The organism is Pseudomonas syringae group sp. 247E2 (assembly GCF_032587795.1).
GTDB lineage: Bacteria > Pseudomonadota > Gammaproteobacteria > Pseudomonadales > Pseudomonadaceae > Aquipseudomonas > Aquipseudomonas amygdali.
Genome location: NZ_JAWHPK010000034.1, coordinates 25,668 through 40,123 on the forward strand (window position 1 = coordinate 25,668; position 14,456 = coordinate 40,123).

The following is a 14,456-nucleotide window of genomic DNA, read 5'->3' on the forward strand; positions in this document are numbered from 1 at the left end:
CGGCGGGGCCGGCGCTAGAATGCGCGGACCATTGACGACAAAGGGACAAGGTTATCATGTGCAAGGTAAATCGACTGATATTGACCGGCCTGTTGGCATTTTGTCCTTTGCTCGCAGTTTCAGCAGAGGACCCACCTTCGGCTGCACCGGACGTTACTATCCGCACCGACGGGGACAAAACCATTCAGGAATACCGCCAGAACGGCTTTCTGTATGCTGTAAAGATTACCCCCAAACACGGCAAGCCCTATTTTCTGGTGCGATCCGATGGTACAAGTCCCAATTTTATCCGTTCGGACCAACCGGACATGCTGATCCCGGAGTGGAAAATATTCGAATGGTAGCCACCTACATTCACTTTAATTGCTGGCAGTTCTGACATGTCCGTTTTTACCCCGTTGGCCCGGCCCGAGCTGGAAGCATTTCTCGCCCCTTATGGGCTCGGCCGTTTGCTTGACTATCAGGGCATTGCCGCCGGTAGCGAAAACACCAACTACTTCATCAGTCTGGAGCAGGGCGAATTCGTTCTGACGCTGGTCGAACGCGGCCCGGTGCAGGAGATGCCATTCTTCATCGAGCTGCTCGACGTGCTGCACGATGCCGATTTGCCGGTGCCGTACGCATTGCGCACCACCGACGGTGAGGCCCTGCGGCAATTGGCGGACAAACCGGCGCTTCTGCAGCCACGTTTGCCAGGCAAGCACATCAGCGAGCCCAATACCCAGCACTGCGTGCAGATTGGCGAGCTATTGGCCAACCTGCATCTGGCGACCCGTGAGCAGGTGCTGGAGCGCAAGACCGATCGAGGTCTGGACTGGATGCTGAGTGAGGGGCGCAATTTTCTGTCGCATCTGGGCGAAACCCAGCGAGCCTTGCTGGAAAAGAGCCTTCAAGAGATCGAAGACCTCAAGCCACAGATCATGGCGTTGCCGCGCGCCAACCTGCACGCCGACCTGTTTCGTGACAACGTGTTGTTTGAAGGCACGCACCTGACCGGGCTGATCGACTTCTATAACGCCTGTTCCGGGCCGATGCTCTACGACCTGGCGATTGCCCTCAATGACTGGTGCTCGCGTGAAAACGGCCAGCTCGATGCCGTCCGTGCTCGTGCGCTGCTGGGGGCTTATGCAGGTTTGCGACCATTCACAGCGGCGGAGTCGAAGCTCTGGACGACCATGTTGCGCATCGCCTGCGTGCGTTTCTGGCTGTCACGCCTGATCGCTGCCGAAACCTTCGCCGGTCAGGACGTGCTGATTCATGATCCCGCGGAGTTCGAGCGCCGTCTGGCTGAGCGCCAGGAAGCGCACATTGCGTTGCCGTTTGCGCTCTGAGACCAGACCTGTCTCCGCGCGTCTGAGCCAGTCGGACGGTTGACTCTCGTTCTCATGCTCCGCGTGGGAATGCAGTGCGTGACGCTCCGCGTCGCAAGAGGACGCGAAGCGTCCAGGCCGGCATGCCCACGCGGAGCATGGGCACGATAGTGTTATACCTGACGACTATCGTTCCTCACGCTCCAGCGTGGGAATGCAGTTCGTGACGCTCAGCGTCACACAGCAGTGCTGCGATGTGGGCGGTGGCAGTCAGAGACTGCTCAGGCAACCTGCCAGGTCATCAGCCAGCTTCTGCAATACCTGCTCGTAACCCTGCGCGGTGGCCGGGGTGTAGCCGCCCAGTCCATCCAGCTCCGCCAGCTTGACCGGCAGGCCTGCGCTCAAGGTTTCAGCCAGGCGCGGGCGTAGTGGCGGTTCACTGAATACGCAGGTCTTGCCCGCAGCCTTCAGGCGTTCACGCATGGCGGCGACATGCTGTGCACCGGGCTGGATCTCGGCGGCGATGGCGAATACCCCGGCGTGTTTGAGCCCATAGGCCTCTTCGAAATAATCGAAGGCCTCGTGGAAGACGAAGTAAGGCTTGCCTGCCACTGCACTGACCCGACCCTTGATACGAGCATCCAGCGCGTCAAGGCGTTTGCTGAATGCGGCAGCGTTACTCGCATAACGAGCTGCATTGGCAGGGTCGGCAGCGCTCAGGTCTGTGGCCATTTTCGCGGCAATCACCCGCGCGTTGACGGTCGACAGCCACAGGTGTGAATCCAGGCTGCCGGGCCGGTGATCATGATCATGTTCGTCTGAATCGTTGTCGTGATCATGTTCGTGGTCATCATGCGAGGCATTGTCCTGGCCGAAGTGGCGCAAGTGCATGCCGGGCAGCGACTGCACGGCAACCGCAGGCAGTTTGCGGCCCTGAAGGACGCGCGGCAGGAAGGTTTCCATGTCCGGGCCGATCCAGTAGAGCAACTCGACTTCCTGTACACGCCGTACGTCGGATGGGCGCAGCGCGTAGTTATGCGGTGAGGCACCCGGTGGCAGAAGCACTTCCGGTGTACCAACGCCATCCTGCACAGCCGCTGCAATCAGCTGCAATGGCTTGATACTGGTCAGCACCCGGACCTCGGCCTGAACAGGGGAAATGACCAGCAGACTGACCCACAAAACAGCAACAAGATTTAAAAGACGGCGCACTCGAATCACTCATATAAGCCAGGAACAGGTAACATAATAACGTCTCTAGCCAATATCGTCGCTGCTCATGCCCAATACTCCCCTGGCCAGTCGCCCCCATGACCACTCTCACTGCGTGCATTCGGCCCTCGCTGAAGCCGATGCGCTGTGCGCCAAACAGGGTCTGCGCCTGACCACCTTGCGCCGTCGCGTGCTGGAACTGGTCTGGCAAAGCCACAAGCCGCTGGGTGCCTACGACATCCTCGCGGTGCTGAGTGATGAAGACGGTCGTCGCGCTGCGCCGCCAACCGTTTATCGTGCACTGGATTTCCTGCTGGAAAACGGTCTGGTGCACCGCATAGCCTCACTCAACGCGTTCACCGGCTGCAATCACCCCACTCATGCGCATCAGGGGCAGTTTCTGATTTGCCGCCTGTGTCACGCGGCGATCGAGCTGCAGCACCCGGCCATCAGCAATGCCGTTATCGATGCCGCTGCAGGCGTTGGCTTCGCGGTCGAAGGCCAGACGGTCGAGATCGTGGGTGTATGCGCCGGCTGCAAGGCGGCTTGATGACTGATGCATTGATACGTCTGGAGCAGGTCGCTGTAACGCTGTCCGGGCAAAGCGTTCTGGACAACATCCAGTTGAGCGTCAAGCCCGGCGAAATCGTTACGCTGATCGGCCCTAACGGCGCTGGCAAGACCACGCTGGTGCGTGCAGTGCTGGGGCTGCTCAAGCCCGACTCCGGAACCGTCTGGCGCAAGCCGAAGCTGCGTGTCGGTTACATGCCGCAAAAATTGCATGTGGATCAGACGCTGCCGCTGTCGGTGCTGCGCTTTTTGCGTCTGGTGCCCGGTGTGGACCGCATGGCTGCAGAGTCTGCCCTGGAAGAAGTCGGGGCCGAGAAGGTCATCGATAGCCCGATTCAAGGTATTTCCGGTGGCGAGATGCAGCGCGTTTTGCTGGCCCGAGCCTTGTTGCGCAAGCCTGAATTGCTGGTGCTCGATGAGCCGGTGCAAGGTGTCGACGTGGCAGGTCAGGCCGAGCTGTACGGCCTTATTACCCGGTTGCGCGACCGCCACCAGTGCGGCGTGCTGATGGTGTCTCACGATTTGCATCTGGTCATGAGCACGACCGATCAGGTGGTCTGTCTGAACCGCCATGTTTGCTGCTCCGGGCATCCCGAGCAGGTCAGCCATGATCCGGCGTTTGTCGAGCTGTTCGGCAAAAACGCGCAAAGCCTGGCGATCTATCACCACCATCACGACCACGCCCACGATCTGCATGGCGCTGTGGTGAATGATGCCCCGGCGACTTCCTCACATACTCACACTCATGTTCACGGAGACCACTGCAAGCATGGCTGATTTTTTATTGTATGCCTTGCTCGCAGGCGTTGCTCTGGCTGTCGTCGCAGGCCCGCTGGGGTCGTTCGTGGTCTGGCGGCGCATGGCGTACTTCGGCGATACGCTTTCCCACGCAGCATTGCTCGGTGTGGCGCTTGGCTTCCTGCTGGATATCAGCCCGACCATTGCAGTGACGGTCGGCTGCCTTCTGCTGGCGGTGCTGCTGGTCACGCTGCAACAGCGCCAGCCGCTGGCCTCGGACACGCTGCTGGGGATCCTCGCACCGAGCACGCTGTCGCTCGGCCTGGTGGTGCTCAGCTTCATGCATGAAGTGCGTATCGACCTGATGGCTTATCTGTTTGGCGACCTGCTTGCCATCAGCCCGGCTGATCTGACCTGGATCCTGGGCGGCAGCGCGCTGGTGCTGGTATTGATTGTTGCGCTGTGGCGCCCGCTGCTGGCAATCACCGTGCATGAAGAGCTGGCGCGGGTCGAAGGCCTGCCCGTCGCGGCATTGCGCATGGCGCTGATGCTGCTGATCGCCGTGGTGATCGCTGTGGCGATGAAGATCGTCGGCGTTCTGCTGATCACGTCGCTGCTGATCATTCCCGCCGCTGCGGCGCAGCGTCACGCCCGCTCGCCGGAGCAGATGGCGCTGGGTGCAAGCCTGTTAGGCGTGATAGCCGTGTGTGTCGGGCTATCATTGTCATGGTTCAAGGACACCCCGGCAGGACCGTCTATAGTGGTATCCGCTGCAGCGTTGTTTTTGCTCAGCTTTGTTCTACCCAGGCGAGCGGTGTAGACTTGCTCGTTTTTTGCGCAAACTAGAGAATCGCAGGAATGAAGCCGTTCGCCCCACGCTATCTGCTGCTTGTCGCATTTTCCATCCTGCTGGGTGCCTGCCAGAGTGCGCCCACTGCCGAGACGCCTGCCTCCGACGTTCAGCCTGACGCGTTCGCTCAGCTTGAGCAGAACATCGTCAGCAATGAGCTGGCGACGGCCGAGGATCAACTGGCCGCGTTGCAGGCCGCCAATCCTGCCGATATCCGCCTCGAGCCTTTTCAGCGTCGTCTGGCCGAAGCCTATCTGAGTCGCAGCCAGATCAGCCTGCAAAAGGGTGATATGAATGCGGCGGCCAACGCACTCACTCGTGCGCGCGCGCTGATGCCCAAGGCACCGGCACTGACCAGTGGCGTCAACGGCGCTATTGCTCATGCGCGCAAGGCCGAGCTGGAGAAAGCCGAAGCTGATTTGAAGGCGGCCGAAGCCAGAAGGGTTGCCAAGCTCATCGATCCGTCGGCAGAAAGCACGACAATTGAACTCAGGATCGGCGATATGCGTGCATTGCGTCGTCAACTGGATGATATCGCAGCAGATACCGTAGCGTTCAACTGTGAAGTGCTGCTGGTGGTGCCGCGCACCGAAGACTATCCGTGGCTGGCCACGTTGCTGACCAAACGGGTGGTCAAGGCCAATCCGGATTTCGAGCTGCAATTGCGTCGCCAGATCGAGCGCAATGAAAAAGCGCAGATCATCCTGACGCCAGCGAAGTCCTGAGTCGATCCTTCAAAGCGGACGCAGAGCGTACAGAACTGCATTGCCACGCGGAGCGTGAGGAACGAGAAGTGTTGGGGAGTCTATGTGGGGGGGCGAGAAGGTTCAGAAAGGCGCTCCCACGCCGGAGCGCGGGAGCGATCTAGCACGTCAGATCAAGCCGGAACGGCCTTGGCTTTCACTTCACGATCCCATACACGGTGCTGAGCAATCGCGTTGAAGAACGCTTTGAACGATTTGCTATCGGATACCTCCAGCAGGCCCGCATCTTCTTCCAGGCGTAGCAGGCTCAACAGCTCCTTGGCCTCCCCGGCAAAGGAGATAGCCTTGAGGTGCTTGTAGGCTTCCAGGATGAAGTGCAGTGCCACGCCGTCGCCTTTCAGCGCTTCGATCGAAGCCTTGCCACCCGGCACGAAGACTGCGTCGAACGCTACCGAAGGCAGGCCTTCAGCCGATGCGTCCACTGGCAGGCTCTGGCCGTCAGCGGTCTTGACCGGTGCGGAGGTCGGGCCCAATACCTTGGCGTGTGCACCTTCGGCAGTCAGTGCAGCTTTCATGGCTTCGACCGCTTTGCCGTCCACGCCGTCTGCCACAAGAATGGCAACCTTGCGTGAAACGATATCGCCAGAAAGCAGGTTGACCTGGCTCAGCGCCGGCGACTCTTTTACCGAAGTCTGGCGCACTGGCACGGTCCCGGCAGTCGGTGCTGGCAAGCCCAGATTGGCGGCTACGCGGCTGGCCAGTTCCAGGTCGATATTGGCCAGAATCTCGTCGACCTGACGGGCACGAATGTACTCGCGCTCGACCTTGCCCAACTCGAAGCTATAGGCCGCGATGATGTGCTCTTTCTCGTGATGGCTCATGCTCTGGAAGAACAGGGTGGCCTGCGAGAAGTGGTCGCCAAACGATTCGCTGCGCTCACGAACCTTGTGCGCTTCAACGCGCTCAGGGTAGGTCTCGAAGCCGCCATCTACCGGGCCGGCAGGGGTTTCTTTCGGCCAGCCGCCATCGATCGAGTTCGGCTCGTAAGAAGCGCGGCCCTTGTCGATGGTGGTGCGGTGCTGCGCATCGCGCTGACCGTTATGGTTAGGCGCAATCGGACGGTTGATCGGGATTTCGTGGAAGTTCGGCCCACCAAGGCGGCTGATCTGCGTGTCGGTGTAGGAGAACAGGCGACCTTGCAGCAGCGGGTCATTGGAGAAGTCGATACCTGGCACGATGTGGCCCGGGCAGAAGGCAACCTGCTCGGTCTCGGCGAAATAATTGTCCGGGTTACGGTTCAAGACCATCTTGCCCAGCGGAGTGACCGGTACCAGTTCTTCGGGAATGATCTTGGTCGGATCGAGCAGGTCGAAGTCGAACTTGTGCTCGTCTTCCTCGGCAACGATCTGCACGCCCAGTTCCCATTCCGGGTAGTCGCCCATCTCGATGGATTCCCACAGGTCGCGGCGGTGGAAATCGGTGTCCTTGCCAGCGAGCTTCTGCGCTTCGTCCCAGACCAGCGAGCACACGCCGAACTTGGGCTTCCAGTGAAACTTCACGAAGCTCGACTTACCTTCGGTGTTGATAAAGCGGAAGGTGTGGATACCAAAGCCCTGCATGGTGCGCAGGCTTTTCGGAATGGCACGGTCGGACATGGTCCACAGCACCATGTGTGCAGATTCCGGCACCAGCGAAACGAAGTCCCAGAAGGTGTCGTGAGCCGAGCCCCCGGTCGGGATTTCGTTATGCGGCTCTGGTTTTACCGCGTGCACGAAGTCAGGAAACTTGATGGCGTCCTGAATGAAAAAGATCGGCATGTTGTTGCCGACCAGATCGAAGTTGCCTTCTTCGGTGTAGAGCTTGACCGCAAAGCCACGCACGTCGCGCACGGTATCGCCCGAGCCGCGCGGGCCCTGAACGGTAGAGAAGCGCACGAACACCGGGGTCTTCTTGCCCGGATCACGCAGGAAGCCTGCTTTACTCAGCGCGCCATGGTCTTCATAGGTCTGGAAATAACCATGTGCCGCGGTGCCGCGGGCGTGAACGATACGCTCCGGAATACGCTCATGGTCAAAGTGCGTGATCTTTTCACGCATGATGAAGTCTTCGAGCAGCGATGGGCCGCGGCTGCCGACTTTCAGTGTGTTCTGGTTATCGGAAATCTTGACACCGTGATTGGTGCGCAGTGCCTGCTGGGTCGCGTCCGAGCGGAACTGCTCAAGGCTTTCCAGCTTGTCGTTGGTATTGCCACGGTCCAGGGTGTCGGTACCTGCCAATTCGCTCTTGGGCGTTGCGGTTACAGGTGGTGCGTTCTTGCTAGCCATCAGAGACTCCTTATCTCGCCCCAATCATTGAGTTGGGTTCGCTGAATACGACTTCCCTGGCGTAAGCGGGAAATCACGGTATCCAAGAAGTGACCGAGGCCTAAAACAGCCGTTCCCTTTATTTGTCGCACATCTTTACCAACGGTCGCGTTATGCCCGTTGCGCAGGGCAGCCTGCAAATAAATGCTAAGCACAGCGGGCCGGACAGGCTAAAATGCGCGCCCGGCTTTACCCGGCCGAGGTAACGAAGCAGGTGGCGTCCTGCCACTGCGCTGATTTTTTAACGCGCCCCACAAGGTTCGCTCCGTGATCGAGTTTCATAACGTCCACAAAACCTATCGGGTGGCAGGCAAGGAAATACCGGCCCTGCACCCTACCAGCCTGCGCGTCGACGGCGGCCAGGTGTTCGGCATCATCGGCCATTCCGGCGCTGGCAAAAGTACCTTGCTGCGCCTGATCAACCGTCTGGAGACCCCGAGCGGTGGACAGATCGTGGTTGACGGTGAAGACGTCACGGCGCTTGATGCCAATGGCCTGCGCCGCTTCCGCCAACAAGTCGGGATGATCTTCCAGCACTTCAATCTGCTGGCCTCCAAAACCGTGGCCGACAATGTTGCGATGCCGCTGACGCTGGCGGGTGACATGCCCCGCAAGCAGATCGACCAGCGCGTGGCTGAGCTGTTGGAGCGGGTTGGATTGTCCGATCATGCGAAAAAATACCCGGCGCAATTGTCCGGCGGCCAAAAGCAGCGCGTCGGCATCGCCCGCGCCCTGGCCACCAAGCCGAAAATCCTGCTGTGCGATGAAGCCACCAGCGCGCTGGACCCGCAGACCACTGCGTCGGTTTTGCAATTGTTGGCCGAGATCAATCGCGAACTGAAGCTGACCATCGTGCTCATCACCCATGAAATGGACGTGATTCGTCGCGTCTGTGACCAGGTGGCGGTCATGGACGCTGGCGTGATTGTCGAGCAAGGCAAGGTCGCCGATGTGTTTCTGCATCCGCAGCACCCGACGACCAAGCGTTTTGTGCAGGAAGATGACCAGATCGATGAAAATGAACAGCGTGACGATTTCGCTCATGTTCAAGGCCGTATCGTGCGCCTGACCTTTCAGGGCGATGCGACGTATGCGCCTCTGCTGGGCACCGTGGCCCGCGAAACCGGCGTCGACTACAGCATCCTTGCCGGACGCATCGACCGCATCAAGGACACCCCTTACGGGCAGTTGACGCTGGCCATCACCGGCGGCGATATGGACGCTGCTTTTGCGCGCTTCACCGCCGCCGACGTTCATATGGAGGTGCTGCGCTGATGGACGCTTTTCTGAACCTGTTTTCCAATGTCGACTGGTACGAGATCTGGGTCGCCACCGGCGACACGTTGATCATGCTCGGTGTTTCGCTGGGCTTCACCATCCTGCTTGGCCTGCCGCTGGGTGTGCTGATGTTCCTCACTTCGCCGCGGCAGTTGCTGGAACACAAGCAGCTGTACGCCACGGTCGGGTTGATTGTGAACATGCTGCGTGCGTTGCCGTTCATCATCCTGCTGATCGTGATGATGCCGCTCACCGAAATCATTACCGGCACGTCACTGGGCATTCTCGGCACGTTGCCGCCGCTGATCGCTGGCGCCACGCCGTTCTTTGCGCGTCTGGTAGAGACAGCATTGCGCGAAGTGGATCGCGGCATCATCGAAGCCACGCAGGCCATGGGCGCGACGACTCGGCAGATCATCGTCAAGGCGCTGCTGCCTGAAGCGCGCCCCGGCATTCTGGCTGCAATCACTGTTACCGCCATTGCGCTGGTGTCGTTCACCGCCATGGCCGGTGCCGTGGGTGCTGGCGGGCTGGGCGATCTGGCCATCCGATATGGTTATCAACGCTTCCAGAACGATGTGATGTTCGTGACGGTCGTATTGTTGCTGGTGCTGGTGCAGATTCTGCAAACCATCGGCGACAGACTGGTCGCGCATTTCACACATCGTTGATCGAACCGTTGGTATCGGCCCGCCTGTGCGGGCCCAAAGGAGTTGTTGCATGAAAAAACTATTGGCCATATTCGCCGCTGTTACTGCCTTGTCCGCGCAGGCCAACGAAACCCTGACCGTCGCGGCCTCTGCCGTGCCGCACGCCGAGATTCTCGAGTTCGTCAAACCGACGCTGGCCAAAGAAGGCGTGGACTTGAACATCAAGGTGTTCAACGACTACATCCAGCCGAACGTACAGGTGTCGCAGAACCGTATGGACGCGAACTTCTTCCAGCACCAGCCGTATCTGGATGAGTTCAACAAGGGCAAGGGCACAGATCTGGTCGCAGTGGCCAAGGTTCACGTAGAGCCGTTCGGCGCGTACTCGGACAAGTTCAAGACGATGGAAGAACTGCCCAACGGTGCCAACGTCGCCCTGCCAAACGACGCCACCAATGAAGGCCGTGCCTTGCTGCTGCTGGCCAAGGCAGGTCTGATTACCTTGAAGGATCCGACCAATATCCTGTCCAAGCCTTCGGATGTCGTGAATAACCCGAAAGACCTCAAGTTCCGTGAGCTGGAAGCAGCTACGTTGCCGCGCGTACTGACTCAGGTCGATCTGGCGCTGATCAATACCAATTATGCCTTGAGCGCCAAGCTTGAGCCGACCAAGGACGCACTGATCATCGAAGGTGCCGATTCGCCATACGCGAACATTCTGGTTGCCCGCCCGGACAACAAGGATTCAGACGCGATGAAAAAGCTGGTAGCGGCCCTGCAGAGTCCTGAAGTGAAAACCTTCCTGGCCGAGAAATACAAAGGCGCTGTGGTTCCGGCGTTCTGATCTGATCGCACCTTGTGGTTCTCGAGCCTATGCTCTGTGTCCCTTGCGACGCAGAGCATTGGGGGCTGCATTCCCGCGCCAGACACAACCCTACCGCGTGGTAGCGCCCTTCAGGACGCTCCGCGTCCTCGGCGACTTCGTGTCAGTGCACTGACTAATCCCTCTCCAGCAACCCAGGCAATTGCTTCACCAGCTTCTGGTTGTTCAGCGGCGCGCGGATAAAGCCTCGCTGGGTGCCGTCCGGCCCGATCAAAGCCAGGTTGCCGCTGTGGTCGACAAAGTAGTTCGGTTTTCTGGTATCGGCCGGAATGAACGGGATGCTCACTGCGTTGGCCAGCTTCTGGATATCAGCGACAGGTGCCGTGAGGCCGATGTACTGCTTGTCGAAATAACCCAGGTATTGCTTGAGCTGCTGCGGCGTGTCGCGGTCAGGGTCGACGCTGACTAGCACCACACGCATGCGCTCGACCACCTTTTCAGGCAGCTCGGTCCTGATCTGCTTTATCTGCGCCAGGGTAGTGGGGCAGATGTCCGGGCAGAAGGTGTAGCCGAAAAACATCAGCGTCCATTTGCCTTTCAAGCCATCAAGGGCCACCGCTGCGCCGTTCTGGTCCGACATGCTCAAGGCTGGCAACGGGCGACTTTTCGGTAGCAGCACAATACCTGCATCGTTAAGTGCCGCCTGATCCTCTGACCCGCTGCCCGGCAGCAACTGGCTGAGGATCACGCCCAGAACGAGGGCAACAATGGCGGCAGCGATAAAAACTGTTTTCTGGGTACGGGTGGTCATGGCATCAACGCGAGTAGTGATCGGCATGCGGCCAGGGATGATGGCCTATATGGCTTCGAGCGCCTAGGGCGCAGTGACATCGAACAGCGTATAGGCCAGCGTCAGGCGTTTCACCTCTGCGGGCAGGTCGCGATCAACGATGAAGCGCACGGGCATCTCGATACGCTCACCCGGCTGTAAGGTCTGTTGGGTGAAGCAGAAACATTCGGTCTTGTGAAACCACTCTGCCGCCTTCCCCGGCGAAATGCCCGGTACAGCCTGGGCTTTCATCGGTTTGTCAGTAGGGTTCTGCGCCACGAAAATCATCTCGTTGACCGCACCAGGGTTGATTTGCATCTGGCTGGCGCGCGGGTAGAACGCCCAGACCATCCCGGCAGAGTTTGTCGCGGTGAACTGCACCTCGATCTGCCGCGAAGCGTCCTGGTCGCGGTTTCTGTCATACCCGGTCAGCAAAGCATAGAGCGACGGCAATGCAAATCCGCAGATGAACATGATCACCAGCAAACAGATCAAACGCAGAGCAAGCCGCTTGGATAAAAGAGGCTGAGTCATGCCGGGCTCACTTTTTATGTCAGACAGCGTGTCGAAAGGGCTGCGGGCGGCTTCAGAGTAGCCTGCTTACATCAGCGTAAGGTGCCGTATTTATGCGCCAATGTAGGCAAATGGTCAGAAACTGAGCAAAAAGCGCTTTGATATAGCCAATGCATATAAATGCGTTTCGGTTATAGCAAAAATGTCTTAGGCATTTAGTTAACCGAGCTAACGTATGACTTTCCATAACCGAACCACGGGGTTTAATGCCCTCAGGAGTCCCCACTGCCATGAACACCGCCGCATTGCGCGAGCAGATACAACTAGCCCATCAACATGAAGCCGAGACCGGCCACTTGCTGCAACAGTTGGAACAAAAGCTCCCACATCTTCATCCCGCCATTCACCTCCCGGATGTCGACGCGAAGGACGTGTTGACGCGTTTCGTCACTGCTTACATCGACTTGGTCCCCGACCTGCTGGACGCTGCTCACGAGGTCGCCGTAGAAGCCGGTATCGAAGGGCAGATTAAACCGGTACTGAAAATCGCAGAGCATTTTTTCGCAGCACCCCCTTCCATCATGGACGGACATGAAGGGCTGGAAAGCCTGCTGGACGAGGCCTATCTGGCACACAGACTGGTCGAGGAGGTGAACGATCTGTACATCAAGCATTTTGGTCAGCCGCTGATACCGTCAAATACCACGGTTGCCAGCGTGATTGCCCACCAGTTGATCGGCGAGCAATTTGCCAACCAGCTGGACGAGGCGGTTCACCATGCCGTCGACAAGCTGCTTGATGATGAAAGTTTCGCGCTGGACTCTGTCGAGGCCTACCGCGAAAAACTGACCAGTCCTGATACAGGTGCAGCGTGGAAGCGCTGGCCAAGCCTGTCACGACAATTGGGTATCGGCCTAGAGCTGGAACGCTCCGTCATCTGATTCAGAGGCCCGAATCAATGTCTTCGCCCGCAATGGAAGGAGCCGGATATCGCTCCGCTGCTACGCGAAGACCCATCCGGCTCCTATCGTCATTCCAGGCTTCAGCCCCAACGCTTTGACTATCAGGCGGCGCCCGAGCCTATACCCGTTGTTGTGTAGATCCGCCCTTCAAGACGACGCTTCAACCCATGCGGCTCAATGAGCAGTCGGGTGCCATGAGCGGCATTGGAACGTCCCCACTCTTCCAGCAGTTCCAGGCACGAGTGGTCTATGTAGGACAGATTGCCCAGCGGCACATGCACGGTACTGCCCTGCGGGATGGTGCCCAGAGCCTGAGTCAGCGCAGGCACCTTGAGGAACGTCGCGGCACCGACCAGACGCAGCTCGAATTCCTTCTCGCCCGCCAGTTCGACCACGTTGATCTTCAGGCGCGAAGCCTTGAACGCCAGCTTCACCAGGGTCAGACCGAACCCGACCAGTACACCGGTCAGCAGGTCGGTGAAGATGATCGCCACGGCAGTCGCCGCATACGTGAACATCGGCATCCGGCCATAGCGGCCCAGACCACGAAATGCCTTCAGATCGACCAGCTTCAGGCCGGTGTAGACCAGCACACCAGCCAGACTCGCGACCGGAATGCTCTGCAGTACGCTCGACAGCAGCAACACGAACGCCAGCAGCCACAGACCGTGGAAGATCGTCGAGAAGCGCGTGGTGGCACCGGCCTGGACATTGGCCGAGCTGCGCACGATAACGCCAGTCATCGGCAATGCACCGAGCACGCCGCAGAGCATATTGCCCACGCCTTGCGCGCTGAGTTCCTTGTCGAAGTCCGAACGCTGGCCACTGTGCATGCGGTCAACCGCCGAGGCGGAAAGCAGGGTTTCGGCACTGGCAATGAATGCTACGACGATAGCGGCAACCAGAATGGCCGGGTCGGCCAGATTCATCAGGTCGGTCGGACGCAGCCAGTCGATGGCGTCGGCCAGGTTGTCAGGCACTTCGACACGCTTGACCTGCAAGGCCATGAACAGGCTGATGCCGGTTGCGATACCCACGCCCAGCAGCGCGCCGGGTACGAAGCGCAAAGACTGCGGACGAAGTTTTTCCCAGCCCCACATGATCAGCATGGTGCCCAGGCCGAGCATACCGGCCTGCATGCCGGTGCCTGGTCCGAAGGCCTGGATCAGTGTGGAAGGGAAGGCGATCAGATTGTCCAGCCCGGAAGGTTTGGGACCGCTGTCGAACATCACGTGTGCCTGTGACAGTACGATCAACACGCCGATACCGGCGAGCATGCCATAGACCACCGCAGGTGCCGTGACCCGGAACCAGCAGCCAAGCTTGAATCGACCTGCCAGCAACTGAAGCAACCCGGCGAGTACCAGAATAGGACCCAGCATAGCCATGCCGTGCTCGCGTACCACTTCAAAAACCAGTACTGCCAGACCGGCTGCGGGACCGCTGACCTGCAACGGCGAACCGGCTATCCAGCCGACTATCAGCCCGCCCACGATGCCGGTGATCAGACCTTTGGCCGGAGGCATGCCGGATGCAATGGCGATCCCCATGCACAGCGGCAGGGCGACCAGAAACACGACCACGGAAGCGAGCAGCTCCCGTGGTAAAGCGGTTTTCAATGCTGTAATACCCATGACGCTTCTCCGGGATTCTT

15 protein-coding genes are annotated in these 14,456 nt (G+C 59.2%); 10 read left to right on the plus strand and 5 right to left on the minus strand.

Annotation, left to right across the window (positions count from 1 at the left end; genetic code table 11):
* Positions 1-56: 56 nt before the first annotated feature.
* Positions 57-344: a DUF2782 domain-containing protein gene (locus RYC18_RS24255; protein ID WP_004655238.1), complete on the plus strand. Its 288-nt coding sequence runs from the start codon at positions 57-59 to the stop codon at positions 342-344.
* A gap of 36 nt (positions 345-380) precedes the next feature.
* Positions 381-1,331, plus strand: a complete 951-nt coding sequence (locus RYC18_RS24260; RefSeq protein ID WP_057404331.1) for a homoserine kinase — start codon at positions 381-383, stop codon at positions 1,329-1,331.
* A 249-nt stretch (positions 1,332-1,580) separates the two neighbouring features.
* On the opposite strand, the gene znuA is transcribed toward RYC18_RS24260, so the two are convergent.
* Positions 1,581-2,522, minus strand: a complete 942-nt coding sequence (gene znuA / locus RYC18_RS24265; RefSeq protein ID WP_005778537.1) for a zinc ABC transporter substrate-binding protein ZnuA — start codon at positions 2,520-2,522, stop codon at positions 1,581-1,583.
* Between the two features lie 67 nt (positions 2,523-2,589).
* Here znuA and RYC18_RS24270 point away from each other — a divergent pair, with 67 nt between their 5' ends.
* From RYC18_RS24270 to RYC18_RS24285, 4 genes are read left to right on the plus strand one after another with little or no spacing between them, the layout of a single operon-like run.
* Positions 2,590-3,072, plus strand: coding sequence for a Fur family transcriptional regulator (locus tag RYC18_RS24270; RefSeq protein ID WP_002551451.1), 483 nt, complete (start codon positions 2,590-2,592; stop codon positions 3,070-3,072).
* Positions 3,072-3,869, plus strand: coding sequence for a zinc ABC transporter ATP-binding protein ZnuC (gene znuC / locus RYC18_RS24275; protein ID WP_005757620.1), 798 nt, complete (start codon positions 3,072-3,074; stop codon positions 3,867-3,869). The genes RYC18_RS24270 and znuC overlap by 1 nt, the downstream gene beginning before the upstream one ends.
* Positions 3,862-4,650, plus strand: coding sequence for a zinc ABC transporter permease subunit ZnuB (gene znuB, locus RYC18_RS24280; RefSeq protein ID WP_005731662.1), 789 nt, complete (start codon positions 3,862-3,864; stop codon positions 4,648-4,650). The genes znuC and znuB overlap by 8 nt, the downstream gene beginning before the upstream one ends.
* A gap of 38 nt (positions 4,651-4,688) precedes the next feature.
* Positions 4,689-5,405 (plus strand): PA5502 family lipoprotein, encoded by a 717-nt coding sequence (locus RYC18_RS24285; RefSeq protein WP_005744806.1) that lies wholly within the window; start codon positions 4,689-4,691, stop codon positions 5,403-5,405.
* A 152-nt stretch (positions 5,406-5,557) separates the two neighbouring features.
* Here the strand turns inward: RYC18_RS24285 and katE are convergent, their stop codons facing one another.
* Complete coding sequence (gene katE / locus RYC18_RS24290; protein WP_005744805.1) at positions 5,558-7,708, minus strand: catalase HPII; 2,151 nt, start codon at positions 7,706-7,708, stop codon at positions 5,558-5,560.
* Between the two features lie 306 nt (positions 7,709-8,014).
* Between katE and RYC18_RS24295 the strand changes: the two genes are divergently transcribed.
* The 3 genes from RYC18_RS24295 to RYC18_RS24305 are packed head-to-tail and all read left to right on the plus strand — an operon-like array spanning position 8,015 to position 10,519.
* Entirely contained in the window at positions 8,015-9,022 is a 1,008-nt protein-coding gene (locus RYC18_RS24295) for a methionine ABC transporter ATP-binding protein (RefSeq protein ID WP_002551540.1), read from the plus strand.
* Entirely contained in the window at positions 9,022-9,696 is a 675-nt protein-coding gene (locus tag RYC18_RS24300; protein ID WP_004666537.1) for a methionine ABC transporter permease, read from the plus strand. Before RYC18_RS24295 ends, RYC18_RS24300 begins: the two co-directional genes overlap by 1 nt.
* Positions 9,697-9,745: 49 nt before the next feature.
* Positions 9,746-10,519, plus strand: a complete 774-nt coding sequence (locus tag RYC18_RS24305) for a MetQ/NlpA family ABC transporter substrate-binding protein (protein ID WP_005744804.1) — start codon at positions 9,746-9,748, stop codon at positions 10,517-10,519.
* Between the two features lie 154 nt (positions 10,520-10,673).
* On the opposite strand, the gene RYC18_RS24310 is transcribed toward RYC18_RS24305, so the two are convergent.
* Positions 10,674-11,309, minus strand: coding sequence for an SCO family protein (locus RYC18_RS24310; protein ID WP_080164849.1), 636 nt, complete (start codon positions 11,307-11,309; stop codon positions 10,674-10,676).
* A 63-nt stretch (positions 11,310-11,372) separates the two neighbouring features.
* The gene (locus RYC18_RS24315) at positions 11,373-11,861 is read right to left on the minus strand and encodes a cytochrome c oxidase assembly protein (RefSeq protein ID WP_005778543.1); all 489 of its coding nucleotides are present in this window, start codon (positions 11,859-11,861) and stop codon (positions 11,373-11,375) included.
* A 269-nt stretch (positions 11,862-12,130) separates the two neighbouring features.
* Here RYC18_RS24315 and RYC18_RS24320 point away from each other — a divergent pair, with 269 nt between their 5' ends.
* Positions 12,131-12,781 carry a hypothetical protein gene (locus RYC18_RS24320; RefSeq protein ID WP_002551545.1) on the plus strand — a complete coding sequence of 217 codons (651 nt, stop codon included), beginning with the start codon at positions 12,131-12,133 and terminating at the stop codon, positions 12,779-12,781.
* A 122-nt stretch (positions 12,782-12,903) separates the two neighbouring features.
* Here RYC18_RS24320 and RYC18_RS24325 read toward each other — a convergent pair whose 3' ends face one another.
* Positions 12,904-14,436, minus strand: coding sequence for a SulP family inorganic anion transporter (locus RYC18_RS24325; RefSeq protein ID WP_004655212.1), 1,533 nt, complete (start codon positions 14,434-14,436; stop codon positions 12,904-12,906).
* Positions 14,437-14,456 lie beyond the last annotated feature (20 nt).

Coding starts and splice junctions, on each gene's coding strand:
- RYC18_RS24325 (WP_004655212.1), bottom strand. CDS start 14,436: ATGGGTATTACAGCATTGAAAACCGCTTTACCACGGGAGCTGCTCGCT.
- RYC18_RS24315 (WP_005778543.1), bottom strand. CDS start 11,861: ATGACTCAGCCTCTTTTATCCAAGCGGCTTGCTCTGCGTTTGATCTGT.
- znuC (WP_005757620.1), top strand. CDS start 3,072: ATGACTGATGCATTGATACGTCTGGAGCAGGTCGCTGTAACGCTGTCC.
- RYC18_RS24270 (WP_002551451.1), top strand. CDS start 2,590: ATGCCCAATACTCCCCTGGCCAGTCGCCCCCATGACCACTCTCACTGC.
- RYC18_RS24285 (WP_005744806.1), top strand. CDS start 4,689: ATGAAGCCGTTCGCCCCACGCTATCTGCTGCTTGTCGCATTTTCCATC.
- RYC18_RS24320 (WP_002551545.1), top strand. CDS start 12,131: ATGAACACCGCCGCATTGCGCGAGCAGATACAACTAGCCCATCAACAT.
- katE (WP_005744805.1), bottom strand. CDS start 7,708: ATGGCTAGCAAGAACGCACCACCTGTAACCGCAACGCCCAAGAGCGAA.
- RYC18_RS24255 (WP_004655238.1), top strand. CDS start 57: ATGTGCAAGGTAAATCGACTGATATTGACCGGCCTGTTGGCATTTTGT.
- RYC18_RS24310 (WP_080164849.1), bottom strand. CDS start 11,309: ATGACCACCCGTACCCAGAAAACAGTTTTTATCGCTGCCGCCATTGTT.
- RYC18_RS24260 (WP_057404331.1), top strand. CDS start 381: ATGTCCGTTTTTACCCCGTTGGCCCGGCCCGAGCTGGAAGCATTTCTC.
- RYC18_RS24305 (WP_005744804.1), top strand. CDS start 9,746: ATGAAAAAACTATTGGCCATATTCGCCGCTGTTACTGCCTTGTCCGCG.
- znuB (WP_005731662.1), top strand. CDS start 3,862: ATGGCTGATTTTTTATTGTATGCCTTGCTCGCAGGCGTTGCTCTGGCT.
- RYC18_RS24300 (WP_004666537.1), top strand. CDS start 9,022: ATGGACGCTTTTCTGAACCTGTTTTCCAATGTCGACTGGTACGAGATC.